The organism is Allobosea sp. (assembly GCF_035944895.1).
Classification (GTDB): Bacteria; Pseudomonadota; Alphaproteobacteria; order Rhizobiales; family Beijerinckiaceae; genus Allobosea.
Genome location: NZ_DASZAT010000008.1, coordinates 504,602 through 517,943, shown reverse-complemented (window position 1 = coordinate 517,943; position 13,342 = coordinate 504,602). Strand labels below are relative to the sequence as shown.

Here is a 13,342-nt window from a genome sequence, read left to right as displayed (position 1 = left end):
GCGTCATGCAGAAGAACGGCCCCGTCGCGCTCCTATTCCATGCCCTTGTCGTCTCCTTCGTGCTGGCGCCGCTCGTGGTGATCTGCCTTGTCGCCTTCACGCCGGAGAACACGCTCTCGATCCCGACCACCAGCTTCTCGCTGCGCTGGTTCAAGGCAATCTTCGAGCATCCCGACTTCGTCGCCTCCTTCGTCAACAGCCTCTGGCTGGCGACGCTGGCCGCGACGCTCTCGGTCGCGATCTCGGTACCGGCAGCGCTCGCCATCGACCGCTACGATTTCCCCGGCCGCAATGCGCTGAACGCGCTCTTCCTCTCGCCGCTGATCATCCCGCATCTCGTGCTCGGCGTCGCCTTCCTGCGCCTTTTCGCGCTGATCGGTGCGACCGGCAGCTTCGGCTGGCTGGTGGCCTGCCATGTCGTGGTGATCACGCCCTATGTGCTGCGCCTCGTGATGGCGGCCTTCACCGGGCTCGACCGCTCGGCCGAGCAGGCGGCGATGACGCTCGGCGCCTCGCACTGGACGGTGTTCCGGCGCGTCACCGCGCCGATGATCCTGCCCGGAATCACCGGCGGTTGGCTGCTCGCCTTCATCAACAGCTTCGACGAACTGACCATGTCGATCTTCGTGACTTCGCCACAGACCGTGACCTTGCCGGTGCGGATGTACATGTACGCGACGGAATCGATCGACCCCATGATGGCCGCGGTCTCGGCGCTGATGATCGCGCTGACGGCAGCCGCCATGCTGGTGCTCGACCGCGCCTTCGGCCTCGACAAGATCCTGGTCGGGCAGAAGTGACATGCCGCTCCTTCGCCGCCTCATCCGGGCCGACCATCCGGCCATCCCCTTCACCCTCGACAGCGAGCGTTGCGAAGGCCGCGCCGGCGACACCGTGCTGACCGCGATCCTGACCCAGGTCGAGCGCCTGCGCTTGTCCGAGTTCTCGGCCTCGCCGCGCGCCGGCTTCTGCCAGATGGGCGCCTGCCAGGATTGCTGGGTCGTGCTCGAAAGCGGCGAGCGTCTGCGCGCCTGCTCGACGGCGCTGACGGCCGGCATGAGCATCCTCACCCGCCGTGCGAGGACCGCGTGAGCGAGCGCCCGCAGCCGTTGATCGTCGGCGCCGGCCCGGCCGGCATCCGAGCGGCACAGGCGCTGGTCGCGGCCGGCCTGCGCCCGCTCGTCGTCGACGAGGCGCCTGCCTGCGGCGGCCAGATCTATCGCCAGCGCCTCGTCCCCGACGGACGCTCCACACGCGACCTCTACGGTTCGGAAGCGCCCAAGGCCGAGGCGCTGCATCGCGACTTCGCCGCGCTCGACGGCAAGCTGGACTACTGGCCACAGGCATTGCTCTGGAACCTGCGCGATGGTCGGGCCGACATCATGGTCGCGGGCACGAGCCGGCAGGTCACCTATGACGGGCTCCTGCTCGCGACCGGCGCGACCGACCGCATCCTGCCGATCCCCGGCTGGACCTTGCCGGGGGTCTTCACTTTGGGCGGCGCCCAGATTGCGCTGAAGAGCCAGGGCTGCGCCATCGGCAACCGGATCGTCTTTCTCGGCTCCGGCCCGCTGCTCTACCTCGTCGCCTGGCAGTACATGAAGGCTGGCGCCAAGGTCGCGGCCGTGCTCGACACCGCACCCTTCTCCGCCAAGTTTCATCTGCTGCGCGGCCTGCCGCTCTTCCCTGGGATCGTGCTACGCGGCATGCGGATGACTGCGGAGCTGAAGCTTGGTGGCGTCGCGCTGCACTACGGCGTCGGCGATGTCCGCATCGAGGGCAAGAACGCGGTCGAGGCGATCGCCTGGCGCCAGGACGGGCTGGAACATCGGCTCGCCTGCGACGGCATCGGCTATGGCCTCGCCCTACGCTCCGAAACCCAGCTCGCCGACCTTGCCGGCTGTCGCTTCGCCTTCAGCTCGCGCGACCGCGCCACCCTGCCCGAGCGCGATACCGCCGGCCGCACCAGCATGCCCGGCGTCTATATCGCCGGCGACGGCGCCGGTATCGCCGGAGCTGATGCCGCCGAACGCTCAGGGGAGCGCGCCGCGCTCGCTCTGCTGCAGGATCGCGGCCTGCCGCATGACGCCACCCGTGCCGCTGCGCTCGAAGCCGAGCTTGCCCGCATCGGCCGCTTCCGCGCGGTGCTGGAAGCCGCCTTCCCCTTCCCCGCTCACTGGGTAAAGGACATCGCCGACAGCACCACGCTCTGCCGCTGCGAGGAGATCACCGCCGGCGAGGTCCGCGCCGCCATCGGCCAGTTCGGCGTGCACGAGCTCAACCGGCTGAAGGCAGTAAGCCGCGTCGGCATGGGCCGCTGCCAGGGCCGCGTCTGCGGGGCGGCAGCCGCCGAGTTGCTGGCGCATGAGACCAATCGCGGGATCGAGGCCGTCGGCCGCCTGCGCAGCCAGGCGCCGATCAAGCCGGTGCCGCTGACGCTGGCGCTCGCGGCCCAGCAGGGGGCGGCGGAATGAGCCGGCGGCTCACCGTCGACGTCGCGATCATCGGCGGCGGCCTCGTCGGCTCCTCCGCCGCGCTGGCCCTGCGCCGCATGGGCTTTTCCGTCGCCTTGCTCGACAAGGGTTTTTGCGGCGCGCAGGCCTCTGGCGTGAACTATGGCGGCGTGCGCCGCCAGGGCCGCCCCGTCGAGCAATTGCCTCTGTCGCAGCGGGCGCATGCGATCTGGCCGCGGCTCAAGGCGCTGATCGGCATCGACGGCGAATTCCTGCGGTCCGGCCATCTCAAGCTCGCTCGCAACGACGCCGACATGGCCTCGCTCGAAGCCTATGCGGACGCCATTGCCGAGCAGGGCCTCGACCTCGAGCTGATCGGCCATAACGGCCTGCGCGAGCGCTTCGGCTGGATCGGCGACGGCGTCGTCGGAGCCTCCCTTTGCGCCGGCGACGGCCACGCCAATCCGCGCCTGGTCGCGACCGGTTTTGCCGCCGCAGCGCGCCGGGCCGGCGTCGAGGTCCTGGAGAACACGGCTGTCGAAGGCGTGACTCGCGACGGCGAGGGCTTCGCATTGGAGGCGGCCGGCAACCTCTCGCTGCGCGCCCGCTTCGTGGTCAACAGCGCCGGCGCCTGGGCCGGCCCCTTCGCCGAGAGCTTCGGCGAACCGGTGCCGCTGTCGCGCATCTATCCCTCCATGGTCGTCACCGAGCCGATGGAACCGGTGATGTCGGTCAATATCGGCATGGAGGGCGGCGGCATCTATGCCCGCCAGGTCGAGCGCGGCAATGTCGTGGTCGGCGGCGAGCGCGCCTTGCCCTTGGCCGATGCCGACTTCTCGCGGCCGCGCGGCGACGGCGCGATCGCGATCATGAACAATGCCGCGGCGCTGTTCCCCGGCCTGCGCCACGCCCAGGCGATCCGCTTCTGGAGCGGCACGGAAGGGGCGATGCCCGACAAGAACCCGGTGATCGGCCCGAGCGCGACGACGCCCGGCCTGATCCATGCCTTTGGCTTCACCGGCGCCGGCTTCCAGATCGCGCCGGGTGTCGGCGAGGTCCTCGCCGAGCTTGTCCGGGATGGCGAGACGCCGACACCGATCGCAGCCTTCTCGATCGGCCGCTTCAAACAGGATTCCGCCCGCACCGACGCTGGCTCGGGTGCGGGGCAAAACCAAGAGCCGCACAACGCAGGGGAGATCAGATCATGACCAGCTATCGCACCATCCTGGCGGCCGGCGTCGCCGCCGTCGCGCTTTCCGCCGCCGGCAGCGCCTTCGCCCAGTCGAAGACGCTTTATGTCGGCATGAACGGCGGCAATTTCGAGCGCGCCTTCACCCAGGCCGTCTTCCCGGACTTCGAGAAGGCCAACGACGTCAAGGTCGTGGTCGTGCCCGGCACCTCCTCGGACATCCTGGCCAAGGCGACCGCGGCCAAGGACAAGCCGCAGATGCACGTGATGTTCCTCGATGACGGCGTCATGGTCCGCGCCATTGGCGCCGGTCTCTGCGAGAAGCTGAAGCCCGGTCCGGAGCTCGCCGATCTCACCCCCGGCTCGCGCATGAAGGACGACATGGCGGTTGGCATCGACCTCGGCATGACCGGGCTCGGCTACAACAAGAAGCTGTTCGACGAGAAGGGCTGGGCCGCACCGACCTCGTGGATGGACCTCGCCGATCCCAAGTACAAGGGCAAGGTCGTGTTCCAGTCGGCCTCGGCCTCCTCCTTCGGCCTGCACGCCTTCCTGATGTTCAACCGCATCCAGGGCGGCACCGAGGCCAATGTCGAGCCGGGCTTCACCAAGTTCCGCGACACCATCGGCAAGAATGTGCTCGAATTCATCCCGAGCTCGGCCAAGATCGCAGAAATGGCGCAGACCGGCGAGGCCGCGATCTTCCCGCTGACGCCGACCGGCATCGCGACGCTGAAGGAGAAGGGCATCGGCGTCGAATACGCCCAGCCCAAGGAAGGCTCGGTCGTGCTGATGGTCGCCCAATGCGTCATCGCCAAGAACTCCGAGCCGGAGCTGGCGCAGAAGCTCGCCGCCTATCTGCTCTCGCCCGAGGCCCAGTCCAAGGCGCTCGCCGCCGGCAACATCGTGCCCTCGAACGTCAAGGCCAAGGCCACGACGCCCGAGGCCGAGAAGAAGCTCGAGGCCTTCCATGCCAACATGAAGACGGCCGTCACCCTCGACTGGGACCAGATCAACGCCAAGCGGCCGGAATGGAACAGCCGCTGGAACAAGATGATCGAGCGCTGAGTCTCATCACAACGCGTTTTCCATAGTCAACAACCTCATCCTGAGGAGCAGCCTTCAGGCTGCGTCTCGAAGGATGCTCCAGATGATTCCAGAGCCTCCTGGAGCGCCCTTCGAGACGGCCGCTGACGCGGCCTCCTCGGGATGAGGGCTATAGGTCCCCAACGACAGCGGAGCCCGGCCATCCGATCGCGTTTGACAGAGGACGCGTCCCCGCTACACTCTTGCAATCGATTACATTACCGCTACGGCGGTTGATCGCGAGCTCCGGCAAGGGGCCGTATTGTCGGGAGGGGCGCGATGAAGACCATGAAGGGCCCGGGGCTCTTTCTCGCCCAGTTCGCCGGTAACGCGGCGCCGTTCAACTCCCTGGACGCCATCGGCTGCTGGGCCGCTTCGCTCGGCTACAAGGGCGTGCAGATCCCGAGCTGGGACGCCCGCCTGTTCGATCTTGCCAGGGCCGCCGAGTCCGACGCCTATTGCGACGAGGTCAAGGGCATGCTCGCCCAGTACGGCCTCTCGATCACCGAGCTTTCGACCCATCTCCAGGGCCAACTCGTCGCCGTCCACCCCGCCTTCGACGAGGCTTTCGACGGCTTCGCCGTCCCTGCCGTGCGCGGCAATCCGAAGGCGCGGCAGGAATGGGCGGTGGAGCAGATGAAGCTCGGCGCGAAAGCCTCGCGCCGGCTCGGTCTTTCCGCCAGCGTCAGCTTCACCGGCGCGCTCGCCTGGCCTTTCGTCTACCCTTGGCCGCAGCGCCCGGCCGGGCTGGTCGAGACCGCTTTCGCGGAACTGGGCAAGCGCTGGCGCCCGATCCTCGACGCTTATGACGAGGCCGGCGTCGACCTCTGCTACGAGATCCATCCGGGCGAGGATGTCCATGACGGGGCAACTTTCGAGCGCTTCGTCGATGCGGTCGGCGGCCACCGCCGGGCCTGCATCAACTACGACCCCAGCCATTTCCTGCTGCAGCAGCTCGACTATCTCGCCTTCATCGATCTCTACCACGAGCGCATCAAGGCCTTCCATGTAAAGGATGCCGAGTTCAACCCGAACGGTCGCGTCGGCGTCTATGGCGGTTACGAGCCCTGGGTCGACCGCGCCGGCCGCTTCCGTTCGCTCGGCGACGGCCAGGTCGATTTCAGCGGCATCTTCTCCAAGCTGGCGCAGTACGACTACGACTCCTGGGCCGTGCTCGAATGGGAATGTGCCCTGAAACATCCCGAGGACGGCGCGCGCGAGGGGGCAGAATTCATCGCCGCCCACATCATCCGCGTCACCGAAAAAGCCTTCGACGACTTCGCCGCCGGGGGCACCGACGAGGCGGCCAACCGGCGCATGCTGGGTCTTGGCCGCTGACGGAGGCGCTGATGGCGATCGAAGGTTCGACCACACAAAAACTCAACCGCCGCCTGCGCCTCGGCATGGTCGGCGGCGGGCGCGGCGCCTTTATCGGCGCAGTGCACCGCATCGCCGCAAGGCTCGACGACCGCTGGCAGCTCGTCGCCGGCGCGCTGTCGTCAGATCCTGAGCGCGGTCGCCTCTCGGGCGAAGACCTCTTGCTCGACCCCGCCCGTCTCTATGCCGATGCCGCCGAGATGGCCAGGCGCGAGAAGCGCCGCAAGGACGGCATCGACGCGATCGCGATCGTCACGCCGAACCACGCCCATGCGCCGGCGGCCAAGGCCTTCCTCAAGGCCGGCATCCATGTGATCTGCGACAAGCCGCTGACCACCAGCCTGCGCGAGGCAGAAAGCTTGGCCAAGCTGGCGAACGACGGCGGTCTGATCTTCGCGGTCACTCACAACTACACCGGCTACCCGTTGGTGCGGCAGGCCCGCGCCATGGTCGCCGAAGGGGTGCTCGGCAAGCTCCGCGTCGTCCAGGTCGAATACGCGCAGGATTGGCTCGCCACCAAACTGGAAGAGAGCGGGCAGAAGCAGGCGGCATGGCGCACCGACCCGGCCCGGTCCGGCCCCGCCGGTTCGATCGGCGACATCGGCAGCCATGCCTTCAACCTCGCCGAGTTCATCGCCGGCGACGAAATCGAGGCGCTCGCGGCCGAGGCGCATGTCTTCGTCGAGGGCCGCCGGCTCGACGACAACGCCCATATGCTGCTGCGCTTCAAGGGCGGCGCGCGCGGCATGCTCTGGTGCAGCCAGGTCGCGGCCGGCCAGGAGAACGGCCTGCGCATCCGCCTCTATGGCGAGAAGGGCGGACTGGAATGGCAGCAGGAGAATCCGAACCTCCTGATCCATTCGCCGCTTGGCGAACCGCCGCGCCTGATCCGGCGCAATGGCGCCGGCGCCTATCCGGTCGCCAATGCGGCCTCGCGCGTCCCCGCCGGCCATCCGGAGGGCTACCTCGAAGGCTTCGCCCAGCTCTATGCCGATATCGCCGAGCAGATCACGGCCCGGATCGAGGGACGCGAAGCCGCCACCTTCTCGACTCTGGTGCCGACCGTCGCCGACGGGGTCCGCGGTGTGCGTTTCATCGAGGCGGCCGTGCGCTCCTCGGCCAAGGGTGCGCGCTGGCTGGAGCTTTGACACCGACGATCCCGCTTGTCCTCCCGACCAACGGCACGGCATAAGCAGCGCCAACGACAGGGAAGACAGCGCCATGGAATTCCGCCCCGATATCGGCCAGCTCTCGCCGACCGTGCGCGAGCATCTGGCTCCCGCCAACCTGCTGCGCGCCGGCATCAACCTCTCGAACTTCCTGCTGGTCTCCAGCCGCGGCCCGCAGGGTGAGCCGCAGGGCGTCTCGCCCGACATGGCCCGCGCGCTCGCCGATCTCATCGGCACCGGCCTGCGCTACGTGCCTTATGAGAATCCCGGCCTGCTCGCCGACGCCGCTCCCTGCGACGAATGGGATGTCGGGCTGATCGGCGCCGAGCCACAGCGGGCCGAGGCGATCAGCTTCACCCCTGCCTATGCCGAGATCGAGGCGACCTATCTGGTCCGCGAGGCCTCGCCGCTGCGCGAGATCGCCGATGTCGATGCTGAGGGCGTCCGCATCGCCGTCAGCGGCCGTGCCGCCTACGGCCTCTGGCTCGACCGCACCATCCGCCGGGGCGAGCTCGTCCGCTCCGGCTCGCTCGACGATTCCGCTGCCGACTTCGTCTCGAAGGAGCTCGACGCGCTGGCGGGCCTGCGCCCCCGCCTGCTTAGGGATGTGCAGGCGATCCCCGGCACGCGCATCCTCGACGGCCACTTCATGACCGTGCAACAGGCGATCGGCGTGCCCAAGGCCAAGGCCGAAGCAGCGGATTATCTCGCCAAATTCGTCGCGGCGGCAAAGGAATCGGGCTTCGTCGCGGCGCTGATCGCCAAGCACGGCGTGCAGGGGCTGAGCGTCGCGCGCTGATACCAGGCATCATTCTCGGGCGGAGCACAGCGCAGACCCGAGAATCTCAGGGCAGGAAGGCCCTGGAGTCTCATCCGACATGAGGTGCTCGGATCAAGCCCGAGCATGACGGCGGACGTCAGGTCCCATCCGTCCCGGCGCCGCAGACCAGCGCGCAGACCTTGCTGCCCGGCGCCGGCACGAAGCGCTTCGCCTGCAAGGCGGCAACCGCCGCCGCGCCCGAGAGATCGGCGGCGATGCCGAACTCGAACCAGAGCGATTGCGCCGCCTGCTCCATCTCGGCGTCGCTGACCAGCACGATCTCGTCGACATTTTTAGCGACCGCCTCGTAGATCGCCTGGTCGGTGCGCCGGCACGACATGGTCGCGACCCGCGTCTCCAACTTGTCGAGCGTGACCAGCTTGCCCGCTTCGAGGCAAGCATGCAGCGTCGGCGAGCCATAGGGCTCGATACCAATGATGCGCGTCTGCGGTCTGAGCGCCTTCACCGCCGTCGACAGGCCGGTGATCAACCCTCCGCCGCCGATCGCGACGAGGATGACGTCGACGTCCGGGATCTCGTCGAGGATGTCGAGGCCGAGCGTGCCCTGGCCGGCGACCACCACAGGATCGCTGAACGGATGGGCATAGGTCGCGCCTGTCTCCCTAGCATAGGCGAGCGCCGCGGCATTGGCATCGTCCCAGATCGCGCCGACGATCTCGACTTCGGCGCCCCACCGCTTGAGCTTGGCGACCTTGTCGGCGACGACATTGGACGGCAGGAAGATCTTCGCTTTCGCGCCGAGCACATGGGCGGAGCGGGCGATGGCGAGCCCGTGATTGCCGCCCGAGGCCGTGACGACGCCGCGCCCCAGCTCCTCTGCTGAGAGCGTCAGCAGCCGGTTCATCGCGCCACGCGCCTTGAACGAGCCCGCCGCCTGCAGCAATTCGAGCTTCAGCGTCACCGTGCCGCCGAACTCGTCGCGTGAGCTGAGCTGGCCATAGGGCAGGATCGGCGTCTTGCGGACATGCGGCTGGATTCGCCAGCGCGCGGCGCGAATATCGTCGAGGCCGATCACGCCAGCACCCCGCGATAGGGCGCCGCCACGATCAGGCAGCAATTACCCGGCCGAACCCGGCCCGGCTGGCGCCGGCCATAGAGGATGCCGTCGGCAGCGTAGTGCAGCGTCTCCGGCGGACGCGTCGGGTCCCAGGTGCAATGGATCTTGCCCGCCGGCTGGCCGGCACTGACCTTTTCGCCATTGGCGTGGAAGGGCTCGAAAATGCCGTCCGCCGTGGCATAGACGTAAGCGGCAATTCCCGGCAATTCGAGCACCTGCCCGCCGCCGCGACGCGGCTCCGGCTTGTCGCGGGCGACGATGCCGAGATGGTCAAGGACATTGGCGACGCCGCGGCGGCAGATCTTCAGCGCGTCGAGCGAGACCGCGCCAGCCCCGGCCATCTCGGTACCGACGGTGACAAGCCCCTGCCGGCAGGCGGTCGCCGTCGCGGTGCGCGGCTCGCCGAGATTGGAGATCACCACCGTCATCGGCGCGTCGAAGGCCTGCACGGCTGCGACATTGCGCTTGTGAAGTTCGGGATCATTCGTCGGCTCGACGATCGCACTCGGGATGATGTCGAGCGAGGAGCCGCCGGAATGCAGGTCGAGGAAGGCATCGCCCAGCGGCAGGATATGGTCGCTGACGAAGGCCGAGATCTGCTGGGTGATGGTGCCGCGCGGATCGCCCGGGAAGGTGCGGTTGAAGTTGAGCCCGTCGACCGTCGACGTCCGCTGGCCGGCGATGACGGCGTGGACATTGTTCGCCGGCATCAGGATCAGCCGCCCCTGAACGCGGCCGGGATCGAGATCGCGGATCAGGTCGCAGATCGCGATCGGGCCCTCGTATTCGTCGCCATGGTTGCCGCCCTCGAGGATCGCGGTCGGGCCCGAGCCGTTCTTGATGATCGCGACCGGGATCCGCGTCGCACCCCAGGCATCGTCATGCGGGGAATGCGGGATCATCAGGAAGCCGACCTGCTTGCCGTCCTTCTCCGGATCGACGGTGAGGAAGGCGGAGGACGGGCGCGGGGTGGGCTTCTGGCGGGGGCTGGTCATGGCGGGGCTCGGGAAAAGCTGGGCTCGGGATTGCAGGCACGAGCGCGGGGAACCCTCTCCCGGAGGGAGAGGGCAGGGTGAGGGGTAGGCGGCCGGACCAGTGAGGCATTGCGCTCACCGCGCGGTCGGGTTCGGGCCAACGTTTCCGATTCGAACACCTCACTCCTGCCCCTCTCCTTCCAGGAGAGGGGTTCCCCGCGCCTTACGCGGGAGGCCTGTTGCCGTTTTACAGCGTCGGCAGCGGGTCCATCGGCATGTCCAGGTACTTCTTGTGCAGCCGGTCGAGCTCGCCGTTCATCGAGGCGTAGAAGATGAAGCTGTCGAGCCAGCGCACGAGATTGTGCTGGTCCATCTGCACGCCCATATGCGCCGGGCTGCGGCGGATGACGAATTTTCGCTCGAACTCCTTGTTCGGGTTCTGCTTGGCGAGCGCCTGGGCGACGATCGAGTTGGTCGCGAGCAGGTCGGCCTGGCCGGTGATGTAGGCGGCGGCCGCGGTCGCGTCGTCCTCGGTGCGCATCACATTCGCCTTGGGGGCGGATTCGGTGATGGCGAGTTCCTGCGTCGTGCCCTTGGCGGCAGCGACGCGGCTGGAGCCGAGCGTCTCCGGGCTGGTCACGTTCGCCGACTTCGCGCCGTAGACGGCAAGGAAGGTGTTGGCATAGGGCGCGGTGAACTGGATCTGCCGGGCGCGCTCCGGCGACAGGCCCATCACCGAGATGACGATGTCGACCTTGTCGGTGAGCAGGAATGGAATCCGGTTGGCGCCGGTGATCTGCTGCATCTCCAGCTTCACGCCGAGGCCCTTGGCGACCATCTCGGCGAGCTCGATGTCGAATCCGACCGCCTTGCGGTTGGCGTCCTGCGAGCCGAAGGGCGGCGCGTCGAGCGGCACGCCGATGCGCACAACACCCTTGGACAGGATGTCCTGAAGCTTGTCGGCCTTGGCCTCGACCGCACCGAACGCGGCGATCGCCATCGCCGCAAGCCCTGCGAATAGTTTACGCATCTTTCTCTCCCCTCGTTGACCGGAACCGGAACTGATCTTCCCCGCCTCAGTGCAGCACCGCGCTGAGGAAGGTGGTGAGCTCGGGCGTCTTCGGCTCGGCGAGCACCGCCGCGGCCTGGCCTTCTTCGTGGATGCGGCCTTCGTGCATGAAGACGACACGCGAGCCGAACCTGCGGGCAAAGCCCATTTCGTGGGTGACGAGCATCATGGTCATGCCCTCCTGCGCCACGGATTCGAGCACTTTCAGCACCTCGCCGGTGAGCTCCGGGTCGAGCGCCGAGGTGACCTCGTCGAACAACATCAGCTTCGGCCGCATGGCGAGCGAGCGGGCGATCGCGACGCGCTGCTGCTGGCCGCCGGAGAGCTGCGAGGGATAGGCGTCGAGCTTGTCCGCCAGCCCGACGCGCGCCAGCACCTCGCGCGCGACCTCGCGCGCTTCCTCCGGCTTCTGCTTCTTCACGACGCGCGGGGCGAGCGTAATGTTGTCGCTAACCGAGAGATGCGGGAACAGGTTGAACTGCTGGAAGACGATGCCGACCTCTTGCCGGAGCTTGCGCAGATCGGTGGCGGGATCGTTGACCTGGACGCCGTCGATGCGGATCGTGCCGGCCTGGACCGGCTCCAGCCCGTTGACGCAGCGTAGCAGCGTGCTCTTGCCGGAGCCCGAGCGGCCGATCACGGCGACGACCTCGCCCTTCTCGATATCGAGCGAGACGCCCTTCAGGACCTGGTTGGCGCCATAGCTCTTGCTGACGCCATGGATTTCAACGAGCGACATCGAGCTTCCGCTCGAGCGAGCGGCTCCATTGCGTGAGGGGGAAGCACATCGCGAAATAGATGCAGGCGACGGTGATGTAGACGGCAAAGGGCTTATAGGTGCCGGCGGCCGTGAGCTGGCCTTCGCGGGTGAGCTCGACGAAGCCGATCACCGCGGCGAGCGAAGTGTTCTTGATCAGCTGGACGAGGAAACCGACCGTCGGCGGGATCGCGATCCGGATCGATTGCGGGATGATGACGTAGCGCAGCTGTTCGCCGAGCGAGAGCCCGAGCGAAGCCCCCGCCTCCCATTGCGTCTTCGCGATCGAGACCAGCGCACCGCGCCAGATCTCGCCGAGGAAGGCCGAGCCATAGACCGAGAACGCGACGGCCGCGGCGATCCAGGGATTGACCGAGATGCCCGCGAGCGGCAGGCCGAAGAAGATCAGGAACAGCCAGACCAAGAGCGGCGTGCCCTGCACCAGCTGGATATAGGTCGCCGAGAGCCAGCGCAGCGGCGCGATCGGCAGAATGCGCAGGATCGCAAGCGCAAGTCCGAGCACCGCCGAGCCGGCGAAAGCGACCGCGGTGAGCGCGATCGTCCAGCGTGCCGCCGCGATCAGGTACATCACGTCGATGAGGCCGAATTCCCGGATCATCGCACGAACACCACACGGTAGATCAGGGCGAACAGGCCGCGGAAGCCGATGGCGAGCGCGAGATAGAGCACGCCGATCACCGTATAGACCTCGAAATCGCGGAAGGTGCGCGACTGCACGATCGAGGCGGCATGGAAGAGGTCCTGCACCGAGATCTGCGAGGCGACGCTGGTCGCCAGCATCAGGAGCACGAACTGGCTGGCGAGCGCCGGGAACATCGCCTTCAGCGCCGGGAAAACGACGATGTAGCGGAAGACCTGCAGGCCGGAGAGCCCGAGCGAATGGCCGGCCTCGATCTGCGCCTTCGGCACGGCTTCGAGACCCGCGCGGACGATCTCGGTGGTGTAGGCGCCAAGATTGATCACCAGCGCGATCATCGCGGCGGTGAGCCCGTCGAGCCTGACGCCGAAGCTCGGCAGTCCGAAGAAGATCAGGAAGAGCTGAACCAGGAGCGGCGTGTTGCGGATGATCTCGACATAGGCGCCGACGATGCGGCGCAGCCAGGCCGGGCCATAGGTGCGCCCGGCGGCGCAGAGGATGCCGATGAGGAGCCCGCCGACCATCGCCACGGCGGAGAGCAGCAGCGTGATCCAGACGCCGTCGAGAATGGACTCCCAGGCCGCAAAGACGTCGCGAAACTGGAGCCCGTACTTCATCGCCGTCAGCCCTGAGGCTGCGGGCCATGGGCCCGCCGTCCGGATGCGCTGGACGGATGTTGCGGCGATGCGCTCATGTTTCTCCCTCTTTACCC

The 13,342-nt window shown here is 67.7% G+C and carries 14 protein-coding genes; 8 read left to right on the top strand and 6 right to left on the bottom strand.

What is annotated here, in order from left to right:
- Positions 1-5: 5 nt before the first annotated feature.
- The 8 genes from VGV58_RS14075 (at position 6) to VGV58_RS14040 (ending at position 8,073) form a co-directional block, all read left to right on the top strand.
- Entirely contained in the window at positions 6-800 is a 795-nt protein-coding gene (locus VGV58_RS14075) for an ABC transporter permease (protein ID WP_326874631.1), read from the top strand.
- 1 nt (position 801) lies between these two features.
- Positions 802-1,092 (top strand): (2Fe-2S)-binding protein, encoded by a 291-nt coding sequence (locus VGV58_RS14070; RefSeq protein WP_326874630.1) that lies wholly within the window; start codon positions 802-804, stop codon positions 1,090-1,092.
- Complete coding sequence (locus tag VGV58_RS14065; protein WP_326874629.1) at positions 1,089-2,474, top strand: FAD/NAD(P)-dependent oxidoreductase; 1,386 nt, start codon at positions 1,089-1,091, stop codon at positions 2,472-2,474. The genes VGV58_RS14070 and VGV58_RS14065 overlap by 4 nt, the downstream gene beginning before the upstream one ends.
- Positions 2,471-3,661 (top strand): NAD(P)/FAD-dependent oxidoreductase, encoded by a 1,191-nt coding sequence (locus VGV58_RS14060; RefSeq protein ID WP_326874628.1) that lies wholly within the window; start codon positions 2,471-2,473, stop codon positions 3,659-3,661. The genes VGV58_RS14065 and VGV58_RS14060 overlap by 4 nt, the downstream gene beginning before the upstream one ends.
- Positions 3,658-4,710, top strand: coding sequence for a polyamine ABC transporter substrate-binding protein (locus VGV58_RS14055; RefSeq protein ID WP_326874627.1), 1,053 nt, complete (start codon positions 3,658-3,660; stop codon positions 4,708-4,710). Before VGV58_RS14060 ends, VGV58_RS14055 begins: the two co-directional genes overlap by 4 nt.
- 297 nt (positions 4,711-5,007) lie before the next feature.
- Positions 5,008-6,066 carry a sugar phosphate isomerase/epimerase family protein gene (locus tag VGV58_RS14050; protein WP_326874626.1) on the top strand — a complete coding sequence of 353 codons (1,059 nt, stop codon included), beginning with the start codon at positions 5,008-5,010 and terminating at the stop codon, positions 6,064-6,066.
- An 11-nt stretch (positions 6,067-6,077) separates the two neighbouring features.
- Positions 6,078-7,253: a Gfo/Idh/MocA family protein gene (locus VGV58_RS14045; RefSeq protein WP_326874625.1), complete on the top strand. Its 1,176-nt coding sequence runs from the start codon at positions 6,078-6,080 to the stop codon at positions 7,251-7,253.
- Between the two features lie 73 nt (positions 7,254-7,326).
- Entirely contained in the window at positions 7,327-8,073 is a 747-nt protein-coding gene (locus VGV58_RS14040; RefSeq protein WP_326874624.1) for a transporter substrate-binding domain-containing protein, read from the top strand.
- Between the two features lie 118 nt (positions 8,074-8,191).
- Here the strand turns inward: VGV58_RS14040 and VGV58_RS14035 are convergent, their stop codons facing one another.
- The 6 genes from VGV58_RS14035 to VGV58_RS14010 all read right to left on the bottom strand — a co-directional run bounded on the left by VGV58_RS14035 (position 8,192) and on the right by VGV58_RS14010 (position 13,247).
- Positions 8,192-9,130 (bottom strand): threonine ammonia-lyase, encoded by a 939-nt coding sequence (locus tag VGV58_RS14035; protein WP_326874623.1) that lies wholly within the window; start codon positions 9,128-9,130, stop codon positions 8,192-8,194.
- The gene (locus VGV58_RS14030; protein WP_326874622.1) at positions 9,127-10,167 is read right to left on the bottom strand and encodes a succinylglutamate desuccinylase/aspartoacylase family protein; all 1,041 of its coding nucleotides are present in this window, start codon (positions 10,165-10,167) and stop codon (positions 9,127-9,129) included. The genes VGV58_RS14035 and VGV58_RS14030 overlap by 4 nt, the downstream gene beginning before the upstream one ends.
- 226 nt (positions 10,168-10,393) lie before the next feature.
- Positions 10,394-11,176 carry a transporter substrate-binding domain-containing protein gene (locus VGV58_RS14025; protein ID WP_326874621.1) on the bottom strand — a complete coding sequence of 261 codons (783 nt, stop codon included), beginning with the start codon at positions 11,174-11,176 and terminating at the stop codon, positions 10,394-10,396.
- A gap of 46 nt (positions 11,177-11,222) precedes the next feature.
- Positions 11,223-11,954: an amino acid ABC transporter ATP-binding protein gene (locus VGV58_RS14020; RefSeq protein WP_326874620.1), complete on the bottom strand. Its 732-nt coding sequence runs from the start codon at positions 11,952-11,954 to the stop codon at positions 11,223-11,225.
- The gene (locus VGV58_RS14015) at positions 11,941-12,591 is read right to left on the bottom strand and encodes an amino acid ABC transporter permease (RefSeq protein WP_326874619.1); all 651 of its coding nucleotides are present in this window, start codon (positions 12,589-12,591) and stop codon (positions 11,941-11,943) included. The genes VGV58_RS14020 and VGV58_RS14015 overlap by 14 nt, the downstream gene beginning before the upstream one ends.
- Complete coding sequence (locus tag VGV58_RS14010; RefSeq protein WP_326874618.1) at positions 12,588-13,247, bottom strand: amino acid ABC transporter permease; 660 nt, start codon at positions 13,245-13,247, stop codon at positions 12,588-12,590. Before VGV58_RS14010 ends, VGV58_RS14015 begins: the two co-directional genes overlap by 4 nt.
- Positions 13,248-13,342: the final 95 nt, after the last annotated feature.

What these genes read in the sequence shown, in the direction of transcription:
- VGV58_RS14015 (WP_326874619.1), bottom strand. Translation starts at nt 12,591, where the DNA reads ATGATCCGGGAATTCGGCCTCATCGACGTGATGTACCTGATCGCGGCG.
- VGV58_RS14055 (WP_326874627.1), top strand. Translation starts at nt 3,658, where the DNA reads ATGACCAGCTATCGCACCATCCTGGCGGCCGGCGTCGCCGCCGTCGCG.
- VGV58_RS14070 (WP_326874630.1), top strand. Translation starts at nt 802, where the DNA reads ATGCCGCTCCTTCGCCGCCTCATCCGGGCCGACCATCCGGCCATCCCC.
- VGV58_RS14045 (WP_326874625.1), top strand. Translation starts at nt 6,078, where the DNA reads ATGGCGATCGAAGGTTCGACCACACAAAAACTCAACCGCCGCCTGCGC.
- VGV58_RS14060 (WP_326874628.1), top strand. Translation starts at nt 2,471, where the DNA reads ATGAGCCGGCGGCTCACCGTCGACGTCGCGATCATCGGCGGCGGCCTC.
- VGV58_RS14050 (WP_326874626.1), top strand. Translation starts at nt 5,008, where the DNA reads ATGAAGACCATGAAGGGCCCGGGGCTCTTTCTCGCCCAGTTCGCCGGT.
- VGV58_RS14010 (WP_326874618.1), bottom strand. Translation starts at nt 13,247, where the DNA reads ATGAAGTACGGGCTCCAGTTTCGCGACGTCTTTGCGGCCTGGGAGTCC.
- VGV58_RS14040 (WP_326874624.1), top strand. Translation starts at nt 7,327, where the DNA reads ATGGAATTCCGCCCCGATATCGGCCAGCTCTCGCCGACCGTGCGCGAG.
- VGV58_RS14020 (WP_326874620.1), bottom strand. Translation starts at nt 11,954, where the DNA reads ATGTCGCTCGTTGAAATCCATGGCGTCAGCAAGAGCTATGGCGCCAAC.
- VGV58_RS14030 (WP_326874622.1), bottom strand. Translation starts at nt 10,167, where the DNA reads ATGACCAGCCCCCGCCAGAAGCCCACCCCGCGCCCGTCCTCCGCCTTC.
- VGV58_RS14075 (WP_326874631.1), top strand. Translation starts at nt 6, where the DNA reads ATGCAGAAGAACGGCCCCGTCGCGCTCCTATTCCATGCCCTTGTCGTC.
- VGV58_RS14025 (WP_326874621.1), bottom strand. Translation starts at nt 11,176, where the DNA reads ATGCGTAAACTATTCGCAGGGCTTGCGGCGATGGCGATCGCCGCGTTC.